This is a genomic window from Rossellomorea oryzaecorticis, from assembly GCF_038405515.1.
Taxonomy (GTDB): domain Bacteria; phylum Bacillota; class Bacilli; order Bacillales; family Bacillaceae_B; genus Rossellomorea; species Rossellomorea oryzaecorticis_A.
Window position 1 is genome coordinate 15,448 of record NZ_JBBYAF010000026.1, and the last position, 20,240, is coordinate 35,687.

19 protein-coding genes, 1 pseudogene and 1 riboswitch are annotated in these 20,240 nt (G+C 44.9%); of the genes and pseudogenes, 13 read left to right on the forward strand and 7 right to left on the reverse strand.

Features of this window, described 5'->3' with window-relative positions; genetic code table 11:
- Positions 1–15: 15 nt before the first annotated feature.
- The 3 genes from AAEO50_RS13440 to ahpC form a co-directional block, all read right to left on the reverse strand.
- Positions 16–639, reverse strand: coding sequence for a DUF421 domain-containing protein (locus AAEO50_RS13440; protein ID WP_341984477.1), 624 nt, complete (start codon positions 637–639; stop codon positions 16–18).
- Positions 640–871: 232 nt separating this feature from the next.
- Positions 872–2,404, reverse strand: coding sequence for an alkyl hydroperoxide reductase subunit F (gene ahpF / locus AAEO50_RS13445; RefSeq protein ID WP_341984579.1), 1,533 nt, complete (start codon positions 2,402–2,404; stop codon positions 872–874).
- Positions 2,405–2,416: 12 nt separating this feature from the next.
- On the reverse strand, positions 2,417–2,980 hold the full coding sequence (ahpC, locus tag AAEO50_RS13450) for an alkyl hydroperoxide reductase subunit C (protein WP_341984479.1): 564 nt from the start codon (positions 2,978–2,980) through the stop codon (positions 2,417–2,419).
- Between the two features lie 582 nt (positions 2,981–3,562).
- On the opposite strand from ahpC, the gene AAEO50_RS13455 reads away from it, so the two are divergent.
- Positions 3,563–4,033: a DinB family protein gene (locus AAEO50_RS13455; RefSeq protein WP_341984481.1), complete on the forward strand. Its 471-nt coding sequence runs from the start codon at positions 3,563–3,565 to the stop codon at positions 4,031–4,033.
- A gap of 59 nt (positions 4,034–4,092) precedes the next feature.
- Here AAEO50_RS13455 and AAEO50_RS13460 read toward each other — a convergent pair whose 3' ends face one another.
- Positions 4,093–5,220, reverse strand: coding sequence for a serine hydrolase domain-containing protein (locus tag AAEO50_RS13460; protein ID WP_341984483.1), 1,128 nt, complete (start codon positions 5,218–5,220; stop codon positions 4,093–4,095).
- A gap of 25 nt (positions 5,221–5,245) precedes the next feature.
- A complete protein-coding gene (locus tag AAEO50_RS13465; RefSeq protein WP_341984484.1) occupies positions 5,246–6,178 on the reverse strand; it encodes a phosphotransferase in 933 nt (310 codons plus the stop codon).
- Between the two features lie 348 nt (positions 6,179–6,526).
- Between AAEO50_RS13465 and AAEO50_RS13470 the strand changes: the two genes are divergently transcribed.
- The 3 genes and pseudogenes from AAEO50_RS13470 (at position 6,527) to lysA (ending at position 8,945) form a co-directional block, all read left to right on the forward strand.
- A complete protein-coding gene (locus tag AAEO50_RS13470; RefSeq protein WP_341984486.1) occupies positions 6,527–6,928 on the forward strand; it encodes a hypothetical protein in 402 nt (133 codons plus the stop codon).
- Positions 6,929–6,972: 44 nt separating this feature from the next.
- Positions 6,973–7,272 (forward strand): annotated as a pseudogene (locus tag AAEO50_RS13475) (hypothetical protein); the annotation flags it as partial.
- A gap of 92 nt (positions 7,273–7,364) precedes the next feature.
- Positions 7,365–7,540, forward strand: a riboswitch (Lysine riboswitch).
- A 118-nt stretch (positions 7,541–7,658) separates the two neighbouring features.
- On the forward strand, positions 7,659–8,945 hold the full coding sequence (gene lysA, locus AAEO50_RS13480; protein ID WP_341984488.1) for a diaminopimelate decarboxylase: 1,287 nt from the start codon (positions 7,659–7,661) through the stop codon (positions 8,943–8,945).
- 50 nt (positions 8,946–8,995) lie between these two features.
- Here the strand turns inward: lysA and AAEO50_RS13485 are convergent, their stop codons facing one another.
- Together AAEO50_RS13485 and AAEO50_RS13490 are read right to left on the reverse strand one after the other, a co-directional pair.
- A complete protein-coding gene (locus AAEO50_RS13485; RefSeq protein WP_341984489.1) occupies positions 8,996–10,012 on the reverse strand; it encodes a hypothetical protein in 1,017 nt (338 codons plus the stop codon).
- The gene (locus AAEO50_RS13490; protein WP_341984490.1) at positions 10,005–10,889 is read right to left on the reverse strand and encodes an ABC transporter permease subunit; all 885 of its coding nucleotides are present in this window, start codon (positions 10,887–10,889) and stop codon (positions 10,005–10,007) included. Before AAEO50_RS13490 ends, AAEO50_RS13485 begins: the two co-directional genes overlap by 8 nt.
- A gap of 116 nt (positions 10,890–11,005) precedes the next feature.
- Here AAEO50_RS13490 and AAEO50_RS13495 point away from each other — a divergent pair, with 116 nt between their 5' ends.
- The 9 genes from AAEO50_RS13495 to AAEO50_RS13535 all read left to right on the forward strand — a co-directional run bounded on the left by AAEO50_RS13495 (position 11,006) and on the right by AAEO50_RS13535 (position 20,085).
- Positions 11,006–11,683, forward strand: coding sequence for a hypothetical protein (locus AAEO50_RS13495; protein WP_341984491.1), 678 nt, complete (start codon positions 11,006–11,008; stop codon positions 11,681–11,683).
- Positions 11,673–11,795 carry a hypothetical protein gene (locus tag AAEO50_RS13500; protein ID WP_341984493.1) on the forward strand — a complete coding sequence of 41 codons (123 nt, stop codon included), beginning with the start codon at positions 11,673–11,675 and terminating at the stop codon, positions 11,793–11,795. Before AAEO50_RS13495 ends, AAEO50_RS13500 begins: the two co-directional genes overlap by 11 nt.
- Positions 11,796–11,986: 191 nt before the next feature.
- Positions 11,987–12,919, forward strand: coding sequence for an L-lactate dehydrogenase (locus tag AAEO50_RS13505; protein WP_341984495.1), 933 nt, complete (start codon positions 11,987–11,989; stop codon positions 12,917–12,919).
- A gap of 42 nt (positions 12,920–12,961) precedes the next feature.
- Complete coding sequence (locus AAEO50_RS13510; RefSeq protein ID WP_341984497.1) at positions 12,962–14,533, forward strand: L-lactate permease; 1,572 nt, start codon at positions 12,962–12,964, stop codon at positions 14,531–14,533.
- A 204-nt stretch (positions 14,534–14,737) separates the two neighbouring features.
- Entirely contained in the window at positions 14,738–15,133 is a 396-nt protein-coding gene (locus AAEO50_RS13515) for a VOC family protein (protein ID WP_341984499.1), read from the forward strand.
- A gap of 162 nt (positions 15,134–15,295) precedes the next feature.
- Positions 15,296–16,549, forward strand: coding sequence for a M24 family metallopeptidase (locus AAEO50_RS13520; protein ID WP_341984501.1), 1,254 nt, complete (start codon positions 15,296–15,298; stop codon positions 16,547–16,549).
- 289 nt (positions 16,550–16,838) lie between these two features.
- A complete protein-coding gene (locus tag AAEO50_RS13525; RefSeq protein ID WP_341984503.1) occupies positions 16,839–18,434 on the forward strand; it encodes a sensor domain-containing diguanylate cyclase in 1,596 nt (531 codons plus the stop codon).
- 190 nt (positions 18,435–18,624) lie between these two features.
- Positions 18,625–19,566 (forward strand): cation diffusion facilitator family transporter, encoded by a 942-nt coding sequence (locus AAEO50_RS13530; RefSeq protein ID WP_341984505.1) that lies wholly within the window; start codon positions 18,625–18,627, stop codon positions 19,564–19,566.
- Positions 19,567–19,716: 150 nt separating this feature from the next.
- Positions 19,717–20,085 carry a YkvA family protein gene (locus AAEO50_RS13535; protein WP_341984507.1) on the forward strand — a complete coding sequence of 123 codons (369 nt, stop codon included), beginning with the start codon at positions 19,717–19,719 and terminating at the stop codon, positions 20,083–20,085.
- Positions 20,086–20,240: the final 155 nt, after the last annotated feature.

Below are 20,240 nucleotides of genomic sequence, written 5' to 3' on the forward strand. Positions count from 1 at the left end.
CGGTGAATCACATAGTCATTGAAGATGCTCTGGGGGAGTCTTCACTGATGAGTTTTCTTGAATTTCCGCGAAAATATCTTCCATAGGGGGTTCCTGGCTCACTGGGTGACTGGTCGCCGGCTGATTCAGGAGGAGGTTTCTAATTTCCTGTATCTGCGCTTGAAGCTGCTGGAAATCTTTCATCGTCACAGGTTTCGCCTGCTGTTTCAGCTCGATTCCGACTTGTCCGTTTGGTTCAAGGGTTGCCCATTTAACATCGGTGATCTTGCTGACACCATTCTGCCTTAACTTCATTTCGAGCTGATCCACGGTTATGCGCAATTTCTTGAAATTCTTTTCATTGAGGATGCCATTCTCCACCAGGATCTTAGATTTGCCGGTGATCATTTTTTCCACCCGGTCCGATTTCACTTGTAAAAATTCCATCCCCATCAGTGTGAGGACGAGGATGAGCCCGACGCCGATTGTCGTCCAAATATTCTTCCCTGCTACAGGTTGGATCAATAACGACCCGATCCCGATCATGATGACCGTCTGGGCCAGGGTCATCTGGGAAATCGACTTCCTGCCGGCGATCCTTAACAGCAGTGTCCCGGCAAGGACGATAAGGACGGCTTTCCATATCCAAGAGAACTCCATTTATGCTCAATCCTTTCTATTGAAATTCTATTTTAAAAGGGGAGTGAGATACTAATATGGTCTTGCATACTTTTTACAGGTGAGGGTGGAATTATTCATGGGGCTTATCCAATGGTCAACCGTTCAAGAGGGGAAGGAATGACAATAAGAGAAGAGTGCGCGGTTGTTGAGGGTGAACAATATTAATGAAAAAACCGCCTTCCTGCCAATCGGCAGAAGAGCGGTTTTTTCATTAATTGCGGATGAGATAATCGAACGCGCCTAAAGAGGCTGTCGCACCTGATCCCATGGAAATGATGATTTGATTATATGCACTGTCTGTACAGTCTCCTGCAGCGAAAACGCCTGGAAGACTTGTCGCTCCGTGCTTGTCCACGACGATTTCACCGAATCGTGTGCGTTCGATCGTTTCGTCAAGCCAGTCCGTATTTGGTACAAGACCGATCTGGACGAATACACCTTGCAGCTCGATGTGGTGTTCTTCGTGTGTGTCGCGATTTGTATAGGTGATCCCGTTCACCTTGTCGGTTCCGGTGATCTCCTGTGTCTGTGCGTTCGTGATGACCGTCACATTCGGAAGGCTGTGAAGACGTTTTTGCAAGACGTCATCGGCTTTCAGTTCTGAGTTGAACTCAAGGACCGTTACGTGGTTGACGATGCCGGCAAGGTCGATCGCCGCTTCGACACCGGAGTTACCGCCGCCGATGACCGCTACATCTTTTCCTTCGAATAACGGACCGTCACAGTGAGGGCAGTATGCCACACCTTTGTTCTTGAATTCCTGCTCGCCAGGGACGCCGATGTTTCTCCAGCGGGCACCCGTCGAGATGATCAGGCTTTTACTCTTAAGGACTGCGCCGTTTTCAAGTTCAAGCTCGATCAGGTCTTTCTTTTCAAGGCGCTTGGCACGCTGAAGGTTCATGACATCGATTCCGTAGTCCTTCACGTGTTCTTCAAGGCTTGCAACAAGCTTGGGGCCTTCCGTCTGCTTGACGCTGATGAAGTTCTCGATGCTCATCGTGTCAAGTACCTGTCCTCCGAAGCGTTCAGCTACGATACCCGTGCGGATCCCTTTACGTGCTGCATAGATCGCCGCACTGGAACCAGCCGGTCCGCCGCCGACAACAAGGACGTCGTATGGATCCTTGTTGGAAAGCTCTTCAGCATCAGGACCTTCAACGATTTTCGCAAGGATTTCTTCAAGCGTCGTGCGTCCGCCGCTGAAGAATTCAGCATTCAGGTGAACGGATGGAACAGCCATGATGTTCTTGTATTCTGCCTCTTCCTTGTACGCTGCACCGTCAATCATCGTGTGAGTGATGTTCGGGTTGAGCACACTCATGATGTTGAGGGCCTGTACAACATCAGGGCAGTTATGACAGCTCAGGCTGACATACGTTTCAAAGTGATGCTCGCCTTTGACGCTCTTGATCTGATCGATGACACTCTGATCAACTTTCGGGGCTCTGCCGCTGACTTGAAGAAGGGCAAGCACCAGGGAAGTGAATTCGTGGCCGAGAGGGATACCGGCGAAATGGACGCCGGTATCTTCCTCTCCTGCACGATTCACACTGAAGCTTGGTGTTCTTGGAAGGTCAGCTTTTTCGACAGAGATCATAGGGGACATGGAAGAAAGCTCTTCGACGAGAGCCAGCATGTCCTTTGATGTGTCATCTTCACCTGCTGAGACTTTCAGGACGATATCGCCTTCCATCATTTGCAGGTACTGTTCTAATTGTGCCTTAATATCTGCTTCGAGCATGATTTACTGCACTCCTTATAATTTACCAACTAAATCAAGGCTTGGCTTAAGTGTTTCAGAACCTTCCTGCCATTTAGCCGGGCAAACTTCGCCTGGATTCGTGCGCACGTATTGTGCAGCCTTGATTTTGCTGATTAGGATGTCTGCGTCACGGCCGATGCCGCCTGCATTGATTTCTACTGTTTGGATGACACCATCTGGATCGATGATGAACGTTCCGCGGTCAGCAAGACCTTCTTCTTCGTTCAATACTTCGAAGTTGCGGGTGATTGTTTGAGATGGATCCCCGATCATCGCGTATTTGATCTTACCGATTTTTTCTGAGCTGTCGTGCCAGCCTTTATGTGTAAAGTGAGTATCTGTTGATACGGAATATACTTCTACGCCAAGCTCTTTAAGAGCGTCGTAGTTATTTTGAAGGTCTTCAAGTTCAGTTGGGCATACGAATGTGAAATCTGCAGGGTAGAAGCAGAAAATGCTCCATTGACCTTTCAGGCTTTCGTCAGTGACAGTGATGAACTCGCCGTCCTTGTATGCTTGTGCTGTGAATGGTTTTACTTCTGATCCGATTAAAGACATAGTGTAAATTCCTCCTAAGTAGTATGTGGTGTGTGATTGAGAATTATTAATAGTTTATAATAATTCTAATTCGATATTTATTATTATATATGCTGGTGAAAAAGTCAAGGATGAAGAGTTTAATATTTTCATATAGTTTATCTGTGGGGCAGAGCAAGGGGCATCTTCCATTTTTCATTTCATATATATAGCCTCCTCAATGGTTGGTGAGGCTGGTTTGGTTTATTCAATTATGAAAGTATGCAGCCTTCGATCCAAGTGGAATGTGGCAGAGATTATTCGACATGAAGGACGCAAAAAAAATTTTATAAGGCGTAATTATTTGAAAGAGGGGTAGAATGAATTTTTTTAAAGGTACAATCAGTGAAAATAAGGGCACAATCTTTCGGACGAAGGGTGTAATTATTTTTCTGGAGGGTGCACTTCTCCATTAAAGGCCCGTCCCGCGTTACGGTGAAGTTTTACTGTAGTGCGGGACGGGCCTTTTTATTCACGGGCAGGATTTACGTGGCAAACTGGCGAAATGGTTATACGAATAATCGTAATCGAAGTATACCTTGAAAAATATAGGAGGTGATCGTTGTGGAACGGATCGAATTGCTTACTAAAGTACTGGATTCAACGTTTGATAAGGAGAGCTGGTATGCTCCCCTAAAAGATGGCATGGAAGGGATCACGGCAGAGCAGGCGAGTTGGAAGCCTGCGGGTGTAGCCGTGAAATCAATCTGGGAGAACGTGAATCATCTCATTTATTACAAAGAGAGGCTTGTCGCGAAGATGGAGGGTCGTGAATGGACACAACATCTCAGCGGGGACGAAAATTTCCATTTGACTGAACAATCTGGTGAGGATGATGAGTGGCGGAAAGTCGTTGAACGTGCTGAAACCGTTCATCTGAAGTTAAGGCAGAGGTTGAGTGAAATGACCTTGGAGGAACTTGATGGACAGTCCTTTGAAGCGGAATTGATGGATATCTTTCTTCATGATGCTTATCATACGGGTCAAATCATTCAAATTCGAAAAATGCAGGGATCGTGGCCGGCGCAGAGGTAAAAGGAAATTATAAGAAAAGGGCTCTCCAACTTTAAAAGTCGGAGAGCCTCATCCTCACCTCACGAATCGATGAATATATCAATGACCTTTCTGCATATATCATGATGGATGGTGCCGTCAAAATTCAGCAGGACCACGACCCCCAGGTTAAGGTCGGGCAGGATCGACATCAGTGATCTAACGGCCATCTGACCGCCTCCATGTTCCACGATTCTTTTTCCTCTATATATGTCTGTAAACCATGCGAGCGCGTAACTTCTCTCATCACTGTCGAACCTCCATTCTTCACTGACAATATGAACTGGATGCTGCATGTCCTCAACTAGGTCTGGACGTAAGATGTCTTGTTTTTTATTTAAATGGAATCGCAGATAGCGCGCTAAATCATTTGCCGTAGAATACAGATATCCGATTGGGGCTGAAAGCGGGTTTTTTGGAAAAGGCGTTTCAATTTTATCCTCTCCTAAATAATATCTCGCGCTGTTCGGATCCTTTTCGACCATTTCTGAATCGCCTGTTGTGCGCTTCATATTCAGAGGGGTGAGGATTTCTTCTTTAAGGTGATCTTCCCAAAGGGTGCCTGTCACTTTTTCAAACAAATCGGCAAGGATTACATACGCATCGGTGCAATAATTCCAACCGGTCCCAGGTGGATATTCCAGTTCTGCTTTTTCAAACCATTTCGTCAGGTCTTCGCGGGTTTGAATGCTTTCAATCTCTTCTTCAGTGAGGTTGTAGTAGTCCAATGCTTCCTGGAATTCGGTGGGTGTATCTGAAAAAATCTCCCTTACATTTGGAGCGGCCATATTGGCAATCCCTGCGTTGGAGGGCAGGCCGGCCGTATGGGATAACAGATGCCGGATCGTAATGGAATCGCTCTGTTGTTTGTTTTTTGTTCTGAAATAGGGCAGATAGGTAACCACAGGTTGATCCAATGAAATAAGATTGTTTTCAACAAGCTGCATGATGGAAAGAGCCATGAAATTCTTGGATATACTTTGAATGCTCATCATGGTGTCACCATCAATTGGCTGGTTAGGATGAATCTGCGAATGTCCGAAACCCTTGGAATAGATGATGTCTGAGTCTTTTACGATGGCCACGCTCATTCCGACTCCTTGGTGGGTATTCAACATTTCGTTAATGTCATTTGTTAGTTGGTTTAGGTTTTGTGTGGATGTGTTCATGTTTGTTTCCTTTCTTCATGCAAAATTATTCTCCCAATGCCTCTTTCGCTACTCTATTAATCTCCCTGATTTTAAACGTTGTAATCTCTTTCATTCTTTCTTCTGATACATACCCTTTGTAATACTTTTCGATTTCCCACGCCAGCATCATGGTTGTATGATCGATGTACAGGTGATTAAAGTCATTTCTATAATCTTCTTTGCTTATCGGAAATCCCTTGGCTTCTAATAAATCTCTATAGTATTTATTGGAGTACTGAATAAGATCAGGGTCATAAATATCTTGCAGCAGGATGGTTATGTCTCTAAGTGGAGATGCCATGGCTGCCCATTCCCAATCGATAAACCAAATGCCCTCATCTAGTAGGAAAAGGTTTTCTAAGTGGGGGTCGCCATGAGTTAAAGTGAGCGGACTTTTTATCTTGTAATGGTGGAGGCCTAATTTTGAGTATGCGTGCTGAAGCGATTGGATCCACTCCGGTTTCGCCCATTTATGCCGGGTGCATAATCGCTTCATTTGATCCAGACCCCATTCGTACCATTCAGAGGAGATAGAGTGGACAGGCAGATCATCTGCGATTTTACCAAGGTGCAAGCTATGTAAATCAGCCAGTCTTTTCAAAATGTGTTTGAGCAAATTCTTTTTATTTTCTAAAGGCAGTTCTATGAATCCCTCCTTCATAGGGGCATGTAGATCACACATAAGAATAGCTTGTGGAGAAGAGTCCCACAATTTAATCAATTTACTGAACGGCTTGAGCGTACTTTGCAGTTTCTTATAGACGTCTGCTTCATTATTTCGCTCCTTGACAAATTCCTTATAGATATAAGTGCTTCTATTATTATCATGAGTGGTTACGGTAATTCTATAAATAGACCCGGCATGGACACCGGTGATAGGTTCCTTATTAAGCAGCTGCCAGTTCATTTCTTTCAGTCTTAATTCTGGAGAGGTCATGGGTTCGCTCCTTTATTTTTTGAAAATGCGTCTTAACAACGTTATTTGCCCAATCTTCTAAGGTAAGGTTTTTGAAAATCCGATTCTCCTTAATCAACCCCCTGGCAACTTATTTTACCCCCCCTGTGTGGCGTGCATCCTTATTTTACCATAATGTAAGTTTGATAGAGGGTTTTTATGAAATCTAAGCCTGGGGACTTGTCCCCATGGCACATCTACTAATGGCGGCAAAAACAAATTTTACATAAGCAGATTAAATTGAAAATTCTTATGGATTCAAAGAAAAGGATTTTCCTTAAAAGTGGTAAATATATTTATGTATTCCTAATGGAAGGGAAGAGTCCATTTATGAAATATCAGCAAAGGGATTTTGATGGAGAACTTAAAGAAAAGATCAAACGTACTGAGCGGGTACTTAATGATAATATTGAAAGATTCGCAGCCGAGCAGGCATCTGTTTTTGAAAAGAGGGACTTGGATTTTGAGGCTCGATTCGATCAAGAGGGAGAGGACCGGTTTACGCCTGGATACAGTTCGTCGCTGTCCATCGGCATTGCTGAAAAAGGCGGGGAACTCATTGATTTACATGTGATAAAAATATGGAAATGCGATCGTTCAATCTTAGGTATGCCGATTTCTAAAAACGTACCGGGGAGTAAGGTTACGGGGGAATACCTTGACGAATCGATTGAGGAAGTGAAAGAGGAGTTAAGGAGGTATGTGAAGGAATCTTTGCTCAACGAACATTAAAGAACGGGTACAATTTTGGGGATGAAAGAGGTATGTGTATGCTGTTGAGTGAAGTGGTAGGGCAGAAGTATGAAGCGGTTTTTTAGTGGATAAAAACCCCGAAGAGAAGTCCGAATCGCAAAAACATCGCGATATTGAAAGGGATCCATCGTTCAGAAGGTTTCCAGTTAAGATGCGAGGTTTATAATGAAAAAGGACTTCGGATTGTTGATGAATTATTAGTTGAAGAGGTAGGGAATGAAATGGTGTATGCTAGATTTTTAGGAACACTTAGATGGGAGACTGACCATCATATCGTGGTGAAATCCAAGTCCAGCAGCTGGAAAGCTGAGATTTATCTCTAGAGACTTTCTTATAAATAATGGGCTGGTTTTTATAGATTGACAATTTTTCCATCCCGATGGTATAGTAACTTTACAAAATAATAAACTTACTCTCTGATAATAGAGGCGCGAGAATGAGGAGTAGCTTTCCTGAGGATGAAGGATCCTAGGACGGGAAGTGAAAGGCAGATCGCCGAAACGAGAAGCAGCCATTCGGTTTCTTGTTGGGCTGGCATTGAACAAGTGTCAGACTGTCACAATGGTCACGTTGTGGAGAACTATTGAAGAGATGTTAATACAGAATTCTTCAGGACGTTCTCCGTTTTGATCAGGAAACCGTATGAGCATCGCTTCATACGGTTTTTTTGTGTGTTTTTTTCGGAGGGATTTCAGGAGGAGAATAATATATGACAGCGATGGAAACGAATGTACATGGACAATTGGAGATTGGCGGGATGAGTACGGACGAACTTACTGCAGCGTATGGCACGCCGCTGATGGTTTATGATGAAGAGATGATCAGGGAGAAGGCTCGCTCGTTCCGTGAAGCGTTCATTGAGAGCGGCCTTGAGTTCCAGGTCGCGTATGCGAGCAAGGCATTTATGTGCAAGGAAATGGTACGTTTAGCGGAAGAAGAGAATCTTTCGCTGGATGTGGTGTCCGGCGGGGAGCTGTATACAGCGCTTCAAGCCGGGTTCCCTGCAGGACGGATTCATTTTCACGGGAATAATAAGTCCGAGGAGGAGCTTGTGATGGCGCTCGAGGCGGAGATCGGCTGCTTTGTGGTTGACAGTTTCCTTGAGCTTGAGCTCTTGCATGACTTGGCGAAAGAGCGCGAACAGCAGGTGAACATCCTGCTTCGTGTGACGCCGGGGGTGGAGGCACACACCCATGATTACATCATGACGGGGCAGGATGATTCGAAGTTCGGATTCGGGATTTCGACCGGCCAGGCCGACCGCGCGATGCAGATCGCCCTTTGCAAGCCGTATTATACGGTGCTCGGGATCCATTCTCACATCGGGTCCCAGATCTTTGAACTGGACGGGTTCCAGCAGGCGATCACGGTGCTGTCCGATTTCCTTCAAGGGGTGAGGATTGAGTGCGACGTCGTGCTTCCCGTCTTGAACATCGGAGGGGGATTCGGGGTCCGTTATACGGAAGAAGACAAGCCGCTTCCGATTTCTGATTATATAAAAGCGATTACGGACAGCGTGAAGGAAAGCTTCGGCGAGAACGGGTATCCGCTGCCGGAGGTGTGGATCGAACCGGGCCGCAGTATCGTTGCGGAAGCGGGCACCACGCTGTACAAGGTCGGATCGAAGAAAATCATCCCGGACGTCCGCACGTATGTGTCGGTCGATGGAGGGATGACTGATAACCTGCGTCCGGCTCTATACGGTGCGAAATATCATGCGGTGCTCGCGAATCGTCCGAATGAAGAATGCACGGAGCTTGTCAGCATTGCGGGTAAGTGCTGCGAGTCCGGGGATATGCTCATCTGGGACCTGATGCTGCCGCCGGTGAACTTCGGGGACACCCTCGCTGTATTCAGTACGGGTGCATACGGGTATTCGATGGCGAACAATTATAACCGGATTCCGCGTCCGGCCGTTGTGTTTGTGAAGGACGGGGAGTCGCGTGTGGTGATTGAACGGGAGAGTTATGCGGATTTGGTGAGGCTGGATCGGTAGATGGAAAGAACCTTTGCTATCAGGTGGCAAAGGTTCTTTTTTATCCCTTATTACTGCTTCAACGTAAACAAATCCTTGGAAACACCGGCTGTCGATTTCTCCCTCTCTATTTTCACCTTTTTTACTTTAGTGAAAGGCTTGTCGTTTTCGATGAAGATTCTTCTCAACTGTGAAGTGATACTGTTCATGCAAAGTATGATCACGGCGAAAAAAGCTAACGGAACAAGCACTAGGAGTGGATTGGAGAATATGAGTTGGATATTCATCCCGATGGTGGCGCCCCATTCATTGGTCTTTGAGAAGTACACCGGATTGCTTGGGTCCAATGCAGAGAAGGCGAACTCAGCGACCTTTAATCCCCCCAGAGCCATCAGCATGATTCCGAGCTGGATCAGCAGGGAAAGGGCCTGCGTGACTTGTTCTGAAAACAACACGATGGAATGCCTTAGAAACTGAGGGAGTAGATGTATCTTCATGATATTTAAGCGGCCGGCGCCCATTGTCCGGGATACCTGAATAAATTCCTGATTCAGGTAGAGCTTCATTTCTTCACCCAGGTAGATTCCTAGAGAAGGGGCTGTGATGAGTGCGATCACACACAATTGAATCTCAAAGTACTCATTGGAAGGCAGGAACCCCGGCTGAAAAGAACTTTCCAATGGGACGAGTATCGCAAAAACGATGATGGCAAGCGGGATATATTGAAAAGATTCACCTAAGCCCTTTAAATATCGCCCAATGAATGCAGGCAAAAACGAGTAGAAGACGGCAAAAATGAAACCGAAAACGATTCGCAGAAAAGCGATGAACAATGCGGCGAAAATTGTATACTTCGCCCCTGCCAACAGTAAAAGAAAAAAGTTCCTGCCGAGCCGGTCGCTTCCCAAAGGAGCCATTTCAGCAGGTGAAAAGGGCGGGGCAGCAATCAGTCTTCCTTCATCATCCTTTAAGTAGTTCATGATCTTATCAAAATCCGGGTACCAGACAGGGATCAGGAAGCTGATAATGACAAGGGCCACTACAATCAACACAGGAACCGATATGCCTTTCAACAGTCTGCTAGACATGATATTCTCCTCCCTTTAACCATTTCCTCAAAACGTACGAGCCTGTTTGAAAGACGATGAAGAATGGCACAAAAATCATTAGCATCCCCAGGAAAAATGCAGCGGCTGAACTTGTTGAGGCCCTGAATAACACCATCATGAAGCCATTCATACGAAACAATATTTCGATGACGAATAAATTTGAAAGCATCAGCAGAAATATCGGTTTTAAGTGAAGAAAGAAGTGGATCCATACATTACGGAACAAATGAACCCAGACGGTATAAGTTTTTCTGAATCCTTTCGCGTAAGAAAATTCAACGTACGGCTTGTCGGCTTCTTCCTTCAGCTGGAATAGAAACTGCTTGACTAAAAAAACAACCGGTAAGATGGAGAGGCAGACGATCGGCAGGACATAGGTTCTCTCATCTTGCAGAGCATAAATATTAAAGAAAAGGATGTCTGTTTTTTTATATAACCAGATGGTGAGTATCTGGAAGGAAACAACAATAAATACTTCAGGCAAAGCATCCAGCACATTCAAGAACTTCAGTGAAATCTGGTAACCGCGGCGGGGCATAAGCATTATGAGGTAGCTGATCATGACGGAAATACAGACGGCAAAGAAAAATGAACTGATTAATATCGTAAATGAATACCCATACGTACTTAGAAAAATCCTGGGTAAAGAATAGGTGCGGTCATCTTCTCCCAAATAAACAGAAATCGAAGCAGGATTCATCATATCAATTAAAGATTGATAGAGTTGGTGAAAGTAATAGCCGACCGTGAGGACAAGTTCCGTATCATAGGCAAGCAGGGAACCCACGCCGCTAAGGAAAAACAAACCTAAAATGACAATAAAAAAATGAAAGGAAGTATTCACTATCCTTTTCATATAATCCCTCCGCAAATTTTTACAAATAAATACAATTTTTTCATGCTTAATGTTACAATAACAAAACGAAGTTGTAAATAAATTCCGAATAATCCTTATTAAAGCAGGTGTCATATATGACTAAAAAAAACCGATTGCGCTTTGTATTCATTTGGATGATGCTTTCCCTTCTGACAGCCTGTCGATTGGACTTTTCTGAGGATAAAAGCAGTGTCAGGCAAATGGTGAAGAAGGATGGAAAAACAGAGATTGTGGATAAAGTCGATAAGGAAGGTCAAGCGTCCCCGCAAAAAAAGGAAGAACCTTCTTATACATTTGATGCAGCAGTCACGTTGGATTCAACAAGCCTGCAACTCAAAGGGAAGACAACGCTTCCGCCTGATGCCGTGCTATATGCAAGACTCAGAGCATACCCGGAAGATGCTTCCTTGGATGACATTGATGATTACCATGCAGAACCCTATATGAAAATCACGTCAGAAGAATACATGGCAGTTAAGGCTGATGGAACATTCCAGTCAGACGAATTAGAACGAATGGATTTCCCGCAAAGGTATCTGCTTGAACTGATTTTTGCCCCGACTAGAGCGGAGGAATCACTGCAGCAAAAGCTTGTAAAAGAAGGTGAAAGCATAGAAGACCTGGCCGGGATGACAGAAATCGATCTGCCCAGCCGCAATGAGTTTTTTGAGGATGTCGTACCTGGGTACATTAAGCGTGTGAATATTATGGAAGCTGCTGAGCCTAAGGGGGATGGTGTCACGCTGGAGTTAGTGTCTGTTGATGAAGAATGATTGTTTACAGAAATGGGGATGGTTCACTGTTCCAGAAGATAGAGGACCGTCCCAGTATTTTCCTGGCTCTGTTCAACAATTAGAAGAAAAAGATTTATTAAAGCAATTATAAAAAATAGTGTTGCAATTTCAGAAGGAGATAGTTTATAATCTATTTGTGAAATGATTCACAAATAGAAGTGAATCAAAAAATAGCATTGACATACAAATTTTTTTAAACTAATTTGTGAAATACTTCACAAAATTTTGTATTGACTTGTGAAGTGTTTCACATTACATCGAAGTTCAACGGAGGTAATGAAGATGAGTATAACATTGGGAAACAAAGTGGTATTGGTTGGTACTGGAGCGGTGGGATCGAGCTATGCGTATTCTTTGATGAATCAAGGGTTGAGTGATGAGCTGGTTCTGGTTGATTTAAATGAAGGAAAAGCGCAAGGAGATGTGATGGACCTGGATCATGGTATTGTCTATGCACCGAGTTCCATGATGATTCGGTATGGTTCTTATGAGGATTGCAAGGATGCAGCGATCGTGGTGATCTGTGCGGGAGCAGCGCAGAAACCCGGTGAGACAAGACTGGATCTGGTCAATAAGAATGTGAAGATCTTTGAATCCATTGTTGGAGAAATCATGAAATCGGGCTTTGATGGTATCTTCATTGTAGCGACGAACCCGGTTGACATATTGACTTATGCGACACGGAAGTTTTCCGGACTTCCAAAAGAGAGAGTCATAGGGAGCGGTACGGTTCTTGATACAGCAAGGTTCCGCCACTTTTTAGGAAAAGAATTTGGAACGGCGCCGACAAGTGTTCATGGATATATCATCGGTGAACATGGGGATTCACAACTTCCGGTTTGGAGTTCTGCCAATATATCAGGGACACCGGTAGCTCCTAAGCTTTCAGAGGGAAGAAAAAGTGAAATCGCGGAACAGGTGAGGGATGCAGCGTATCGCATCATCGAAATGAAAGGTGCCACTTATTATGGAATCGCCATGGGACTGGCAAGAATCACGAAGGCCATCCTTCGGAATGAACATGTGGTCCTGCCGGTAGGAGCAATGCTTGAGGGGGAATACGGTGAGGAGGATGTCTATATCGGGGTGCCATGTGTCATTCATCGCAAAGGAATTGAAAAAGTGATTGAGCTGTCACTGAACGATGTGGAAAAAGAGAAGTTTACAGCATCTGTACAGACATTGAAAGACATCCAGGGCCAAGTCTGGGGATAAACCATTTCAACTTAGATTCTTACAAAAGGGAGTTATTCTATCATGTTAGTAGAAAGTTTCAATCCGTTTGATCACCTGGGAATGACGGCGATTGTAGCGGCGATTCCGATTCTATTATTTCTATTAAGTCTTACCGTCTTCAAAATGAAAGGGATTCATGCTGCACTATTGAACCTGGGTGTGACATTTCTGATCGCTCTATTCGTCTTTAAGCTTCCAATCGGTGAATCGGTGGGAAGTGTCGCACAAGGTGCGGTGCTTGGTGTATGGCCGATTGGATATATCATCGTCATGGCTGTATGGCTGTATAAAATTGCGGTGAAATCAGGGAAGTTTGACGTACTGAGAGGCAGTATAGCCGGTATTTCACATGATCAGCGCCTGCAGCTGCTGCTGATTGGATTCTGTTTCAACGCCTTTTTGGAAGGGGCGGCAGGTTTCGGTGTGCCAATCGCCATCTGTGCAGTACTGCTGGTATCACTTGGCTTCAAACCATTACAGGCAGCGATGCTCTGCCTGATTGCGAACGGTGCTTCAGGGGCATTCGGAGCGATTGGTATTCCTGTGGGGATCATTGATGCATTCGCATTGGAGAATGTGACTTCCATGAAAGTATCAACAATGACGGCTCTCACATTGCCAATCATCAACTTTACAATTCCATTTTTACTTATTTGGTTGATCGATGGATTTAAGGGAATCAAAGAAATTTTTCCAGCTATTCTTGTGACATCATTTACTTATACCGTTTCACAAGCGCTTATTACGGTGACAATCGGCCCGGAACTGGCTGACATCATACCATCTTTATTAACAATGGGAGTACTTGCGCTATTCCTGAAAAAATGGCATCCGAAGAACGTCTTTCTGCTTGAGGAAAAAGAAAGCAAGGTGGAAACCTACACAATTGGTGAAGTGATAAAAGCGTGGTCTCCATTTTATCTATTGACCCTTTTTATCATGATTTGGAGTCTTCCTGTCTTCAAAAGATTATTCTCCAGTGGTGGAATCCTGGAATTTTCAGTGGTAAAATCGGTGATTCCAGGTTCTTCAATACCGGTGAGTGTTGATTTGATCGGAGCCACTGGAACAGCAATCCTATTATCTGCCTTAACGACAGTTGTCACTACGAAGGCAATCAATTTTAAAGAAAGCTTCAGGCTTCTAAGAAAAACAGTGGTAGAATTCAGTATCCCGATCATCATGATCTGTGCGATCCTTGGTATTGCAAAGCTTATGACTTATGGCGGGATGACTGCGGCGCTGGGTGAAACAATGGCGAAAACCGGGCAGGTATTTCCTTTATTATCCCCTATCCTGGGCTGGATCGGTGTATTCATGACGGGCTCTGTTGTGAATAACAACACGCTGTTTGCGCCAATCCAGGCCACAGCCGGTTCTATTCTCGGGGCCAATTCATCCCTGCTTGTTGCCGCGAATACAGCCGGTGGTGTAATGGCAAAGCTTGTTTCTCCTCAATCCATTGCGATTGCCACAGCGGCTGTAGGGCAGACAGGCAACGAAGCTGCACTGATGAAAATGACGTTAAAATACAGTTTTGGACTGCTTGCCTTCGTTTGTGTTTGGACATTGATTTTGACAATGGTTTTCTAAGGGATTGATTTTTGGAAAGTGCTGAATTAAAGTACCAGCAGAGATATCCCTCCCAGAAGCAGAAGAACAGTTACGGTCAATATACATTTTTCTAGATAAAATCTCCAATCTACCATTGTACTGCCTGATCAAAATCGTTTACTATTAAGAGGCGAACCGTAATTTATCAGAATTGTGAGACTACTATAAGGCGGAGGGGAAACAATGGGACGAATGGTGCATTTTGAAATTCATGTGGAAGATGTGGAAAAAGGGAAGGAATTTTACGGCGAGGTCTTCGGATGGAAGTTTGAGGACTGGAGTGAATATGCGGGGATGCCTTACTTCGGGGCGGTAACTGGTGATGAGAGTGTGCCCGGGATCAATGGGGCGATCATGAAACGCCAAGGGCCGCGTCCTGAGGCGAATCAACCGTTGAATGGGTATTCGTGTACGATGGGTATCGATGATTATGATGCGGCTGAGAAGAAGATCCTTGAGCTTGGCGGAAAAGTGGCTTTACCTAAACATGCGCTGCCTGGCATGGCCTGGCAGGGTTATTATACCGATCCGGAAGGAAATATTTTCGGGGTCCATCAGCCAGATGAGAATGCGAAATAAATAAATGAGGATAAAAAATGCCTGGCCATTTGTACGAGTGTTGTACGGATGGGAGGCATTTTTTTATTTCGTGCAGAATGGAGGTTTTCCCTTTTTTGCTGAAAGAGGAAATCACCGAACTTTGTCGAAGGGTAATAGAAATAGATTCGTGGAGGAGATATGATGACCAGGAAGAATGAATCGTTATCCTTGATTCTGCCCTTGAAGAAGAGGGAAGAAATCCATAACCGCTGGCTGTTCCACCGGTTGAATACGCTGCTGCCGGCATTGATGAAGAAGCATGAACTTGACATGTGGGTCGTGATCGGACGGGAGTATCATGAGGATCCCGTGCTGAAAACGCTCTATCCTTCTGCGATCGACAGTTCCAGGAGATTGACCATCTTGGTCTTTTGGCTGGATGAGGGCGAACAATTGAAGCGCTGGGTCATTCAACCGAATCCGAGCTTCGAGCCTTTTTATGAGCGGATTTGGAACAGGGCAGAAGGTGATCAGTGGGAGTGTCTGAAGAACACGGTAGAGAAGTGCGGCCCGGAAAGGATCGGGTTGAATTATTCCCATACGTTTGCTGCGAGTGATGGACTGAGTCATTCTTATTTTGAACAGTTACAGATGGTCTTGGAGGATTACAGTGACCGGTTTGTGAGCGCGCAGCATCTGATTGTCGACTGGCTTTCGAATAGAAGTGATAAAGAAATGAAGGCGTACCCGGCAATTGCTGAATTGGCGAGGGAGATTACGGAGGAGGCGTTGTCGTCAAGGGTCATCCATCCGGGGATCACCACGACTGAAGATGTAGTGGACTGGATCCGCCAGCGGGTGCTGGACCTCGGACTCGAAACCTCTTTTTACCCAACAGTCGACCTGCAGAGAAAGGGTTCAGAGATGGATCGCCTAGAAGGAGAGATCATCCGTCCGGGCGATGTCGTCCATTTGGATTTTGGGATCAGGTATCTCGGCCTTGCCACCGATACACAGCAGCTTGCCTATGTGTTGAAACCGGGGGAAACGGAGGCTCCGGAAGGACTGCAATCTGCGTTTTTCACCGCGTTGAGACTCGAGGATATTTTGAGTTTTCATATGAAAGAAGGAAAAACGGGGAATGAAGTGTTCCGCGCGGCGATGGCGTCTGCCAAGAAGGAGCAAATCGATGCTATGATTTACTGTCATCCGGTCGGGTCACATTGCCATGAAGCGGGCGCGCTGATCGGCCTTTATGACCAGCAGGGGGATGTGCCGATAAGAGGCGACCTGCCACTCACGGCGAATACGTGTTATGCGATGGAGTTCAATATCCGTCAGTTCGTGCCTGAATGGGGGCAGGAGGTTCCGATTTATTTGGAGGAACCGGTGGCGCTCCTGGATGGGAAGGTAGAGTATATGGCTAAGAGGCAGATGGGGTTTTATTTGATATAGAGAATAGAAGGCGGTGCCCCGATCGGAGGCCCGTCCCTCGATGCGGTAACGCTTTACCGCATCGAGGGACGGGCCTTTGAATTGAAATTTGTAACGAAGTATTTCTCAGTGATACATGATCGAATAGCTCATTCAAAGATCAGGTCATCAATTGAAGTTCTTTATATATTTGCCATGTAAGAGACGTTCACAATTTAACCCATTAATATAGTTGCGAAGAAAATATTTCCTTATATGATAAATAATAGTAATATAGTACTATCTACTAAGTTTGTAAGGGGTATACTTCATGTTTAAAAAGGGAATCAGACTGCGGATTGCCATTGGTCTGCTCATCATGATGGCAGTCATCACCAGTACGTTGGTCAGTTGGTATGCGGCGACGAATGGATTAAATGATTCATTGCAAGGGAGATATTTAGATAGTAATTATAACTATTCTCAAAAATTGGCCCAAAGCACAAATGATCTGCTTAGTTATATGCAGGAAAATATGATTGCGATGGCTGAAATTGTAGATAATTCACAATTTGAACAAAAGGATTTAGATACATGGCACAATGCGAACAGTGGGCATTTTAATTCTACATTTGTTACTGATGAAAATGGGATCATCCGGTTATTAAGCCCTTCCGTTGTTCAGTTTAAAAAGGGAGCAAAAGTCAAAGTCGGGACGAAGATTCAATCGGAAACGGTCAATAATGCCCTTTCAATTAAACAGCCATTTATCTCCAAGCCTTACCGTGCTACTTCGGGACAACTGATCATGTTGGTTTCAGCCCCCATTTTCGATGATCAAGGGGACTACCAAGGATTGATTGGAGGAACTGTATACTTAGAAAGCGATAATGTGCTTAAGAAAACTCTAATCAACCACGGACATGGGGATGGTTCCTATGTATATGTGGTCGATCGTGATGGCCGGTTAATTTATCATCCTGAAACGGACCGCCTGAATGAGAAGGTTTCAGAAAATAAAGTGGTGCAGCAGTTGATGGAGGGGAAAAGCGGATCAACCATCGTAGTCAATACAAAAGGAAATGAATATTACGCAGGTTATACTTATATAGATAGCACAGGATGGGGAGTTGTCAGTCAGACACCAACATCCGTCATAGAATCACCGTTACAAGAGTTGTTTGCAAAAATGGCTATACAGTCTATCCCGAACTTACTGATCATCTTATTGATTGCTTGGATCCTTACCAATAATATCTCTAAACCCCTGAATGTGCTTGCTCAATATTCAGAGGAGGGATTCAATAATAAACAGGTATCAGTCAACTTTAAAGAAGTAGAATTGAAGTCAAATATATACGAAGTCCGTCAACTCTATTACCAGGTGAACAAATACTTCAATAGACTGAATGAAGAAATTCAAATTGACGGATTGACTGGTATCGCAAACCGGAAAACGTTCGACTCGGTCATTAAAGACTGGATTGGCAGAAGAGAAGCCTTTTCGTTAATCATGCTGGACATCGACCGTTTTAAACAAGTGAATGATACGTACGGACATTTAACCGGCGATGAAGTGCTGAAATTCCTATCCTCCATCATCACCCGATATGTTGAAGGGGAACATTTGGGGTTCCGATATGGCGGGGAAGAGTTTGGACTGTTGTTAAAGGACCTTACTGCTCATGAAGCCTTTATCGCTGCTGAAAACCTGAGAAAAGAAATTGCCGGAACCAACAGCCCCACTGGGAGACCGATTACCATTTCATTAGGGGTCACCGATTTTCAGGAGAAAGATAACCACCCCGAAACCATCATCGAAAGGGCGGACTCAGCGCTCTATGATTCAAAGATGGCTGGAAGAAATCAGACTAGCATATATCATGGAGACTATGATGGCAATGAAAGAACCTCAGCGGGCAGCTGAGGTTCTTGTTTGTGGGATATACCTTTCTCCCTCAGAGAATAACACAGCATTTTCTGGAAAATCGGGGAGTTTGAATGTTGACGAAACAGTTTTAAGCGTTCATAATATGTATATATGATTACATATTCACATATATAATGTATACAGAATAGAATACGGATATAAAACAAGAATAGGAAGACAGGGAGGTATGAACATGGGACACGACCACGGACATGACCACACGCATGGCGCAAACAAAAAGGCATTATTGATCAGCTTCATCATCATCACTGGGTATATGATCGTTGAAGCAATCGGGGGATTCGTTACGAACAGTCTTGCTTTGTTGTCCGATGCAGGTCATATGCTGAGTGATTCTGTGTCACTCGGAATCGGATTACTGGCTTTTACTTTGGGTGAAAAAGTGGCTGACTATAGTAAGACGTATGGATATAAACGGTTTGAGATTTTGGCTGCCGTCTTTAACGGGGTGACTCTTGTACTGATATCGCTTTACATCTTTTACGAAGCCTATCATCGCTTCATGGAACCGCCGGAAGTCGCATCGACCGGGATGCTTGTGATCGCTACGATCGGGTTGGTCGTGAATATCATCGTTGCTTGGATCTTGATGCGCGGGGATACGGAAGAAAATCTTAATCTGCGTGCGGCATTCCTGCACGTGCTGGGTGATCTGCTTGGTTCTGCCGGGGCGATTCTGGCAGCGTTGTTCATTATCTTTTTCGATTGGGGCTGGGCCGATCCGGCTGCGAGTGTGATTGTCGCACTGCTTGTTTTGATAAGCGGGTGGAGGGTCACGAAGGATGCGGTCCATGTATTGATGGAAGGCACGCCTAAGAATGTGGACCTGAAAGATGTCATCGCTGCCATTGAACGTATTGAGGGAATCGAGAGGATACATGATCTCCACGTGTGGAGCATCACGAGTGGACAGAACGCCCTTTCTTGTCATGCCGTTGTGTGTGATGAGTTGACGATACGCGAAAGCCAGGAGCTATTACGCAAAATTGAACAGGAGCTTGCGCACAAAGGAATCGGACATGTGACGATTCAGTTGGAAAGCAGTGATCATCCTCATGATGATTCGTTGATGTGTGAAGGGAATGGTGGATCTTCGCATCATCATTGATTGCAGTACCCTCATTCAATATGGATGAGGGTTTTTCTCCTTTATTTGAAAAGAGAAGCTTCACCTGCCTCTCAAATGTTTGTCTATTTCCATCAATACTTCTACAATAATAAGTAACCATGTCAAAACTTGCGGTGGAGGTGTAAGGAAATGAATGATACGGAGAAACATTTTTCAGAGGAGAAGTTTTGGAACAAGCTTAAAAAGTTCGGAGTGAAGGCAGGGCACTCGGTCGTGTACACAGCGCTGCTTCTGTACTTCGTCCTGCAAAAGCCGGATGTGCCGAAGAAGGCAAAGATGGTGATCATCGGGGCTCTCGGGTACTTCATTCTGCCGACAGACCTCATTCCTGATTTCGCAGTCGGGGTAGGGTTCACGGATGATCTTGGTGCACTGGGTGTCGCTTTACTGCAGGTTGCCATGTACATCGATGACGATGTGAAAGCGAAAGCCAAGGCGAAATTGAGAGACTGGTTCGGGGATAACGTCGATACGTCAGAGATTGATAAGAAAATATAAATGTTGAAGGCCCGTCCCTCGCTGCGGTAATGCTTTACCGTGACGAGGGACGGGCCTTTGAAGTGGGACTTTGATTTTGAGTCTGCTATTAGGTAAGCTTAGGACATATGTCCTTTCGGGAATATCGATTCTTCTATTTAATAAGTTTCAGAAAG

Bases quoted from the DNA above. Each gene is read 5' to 3' on its own strand.
- AAEO50_RS13490 (WP_341984490.1), bottom strand. From the start codon at position 10,889: ATGAAAAGGATAGTGAATACTTCCTTTCATTTTTTTATTGTCATTTTA.
- AAEO50_RS13525 (WP_341984503.1), top strand. From the start codon at position 16,839: ATGTTTAAAAAGGGAATCAGACTGCGGATTGCCATTGGTCTGCTCATC.
- AAEO50_RS13440 (WP_341984477.1), bottom strand. From the start codon at position 639: ATGGAGTTCTCTTGGATATGGAAAGCCGTCCTTATCGTCCTTGCCGGG.
- AAEO50_RS13520 (WP_341984501.1), top strand. From the start codon at position 15,296: ATGACCAGGAAGAATGAATCGTTATCCTTGATTCTGCCCTTGAAGAAG.
- AAEO50_RS13505 (WP_341984495.1), top strand. From the start codon at position 11,987: ATGAGTATAACATTGGGAAACAAAGTGGTATTGGTTGGTACTGGAGCG.
- AAEO50_RS13500 (WP_341984493.1), top strand. From the start codon at position 11,673: ATGAAGAATGATTGTTTACAGAAATGGGGATGGTTCACTGTTCCAGAA.
- ahpC (WP_341984479.1), bottom strand. From the start codon at position 2,980: ATGTCTTTAATCGGATCAGAAGTAAAACCATTCACAGCACAAGCATAC.
- AAEO50_RS13530 (WP_341984505.1), top strand. From the start codon at position 18,625: ATGAACATGGGACACGACCACGGACATGACCACACGCATGGCGCAAAC.
- AAEO50_RS13510 (WP_341984497.1), top strand. From the start codon at position 12,962: ATGTTAGTAGAAAGTTTCAATCCGTTTGATCACCTGGGAATGACGGCG.
- AAEO50_RS13535 (WP_341984507.1), top strand. From the start codon at position 19,717: ATGAATGATACGGAGAAACATTTTTCAGAGGAGAAGTTTTGGAACAAG.
- AAEO50_RS13460 (WP_341984483.1), bottom strand. From the start codon at position 5,220: ATGAACACATCCACACAAAACCTAAACCAACTAACAAATGACATTAAC.
- AAEO50_RS13470 (WP_341984486.1), top strand. From the start codon at position 6,527: ATGAAATATCAGCAAAGGGATTTTGATGGAGAACTTAAAGAAAAGATC.
- AAEO50_RS13515 (WP_341984499.1), top strand. From the start codon at position 14,738: ATGGGACGAATGGTGCATTTTGAAATTCATGTGGAAGATGTGGAAAAA.
- lysA (WP_341984488.1), top strand. From the start codon at position 7,659: ATGACAGCGATGGAAACGAATGTACATGGACAATTGGAGATTGGCGGG.
- AAEO50_RS13465 (WP_341984484.1), bottom strand. From the start codon at position 6,178: ATGACCTCTCCAGAATTAAGACTGAAAGAAATGAACTGGCAGCTGCTT.
- AAEO50_RS13495 (WP_341984491.1), top strand. From the start codon at position 11,006: ATGACTAAAAAAAACCGATTGCGCTTTGTATTCATTTGGATGATGCTT.
- AAEO50_RS13485 (WP_341984489.1), bottom strand. From the start codon at position 10,012: ATGTCTAGCAGACTGTTGAAAGGCATATCGGTTCCTGTGTTGATTGTA.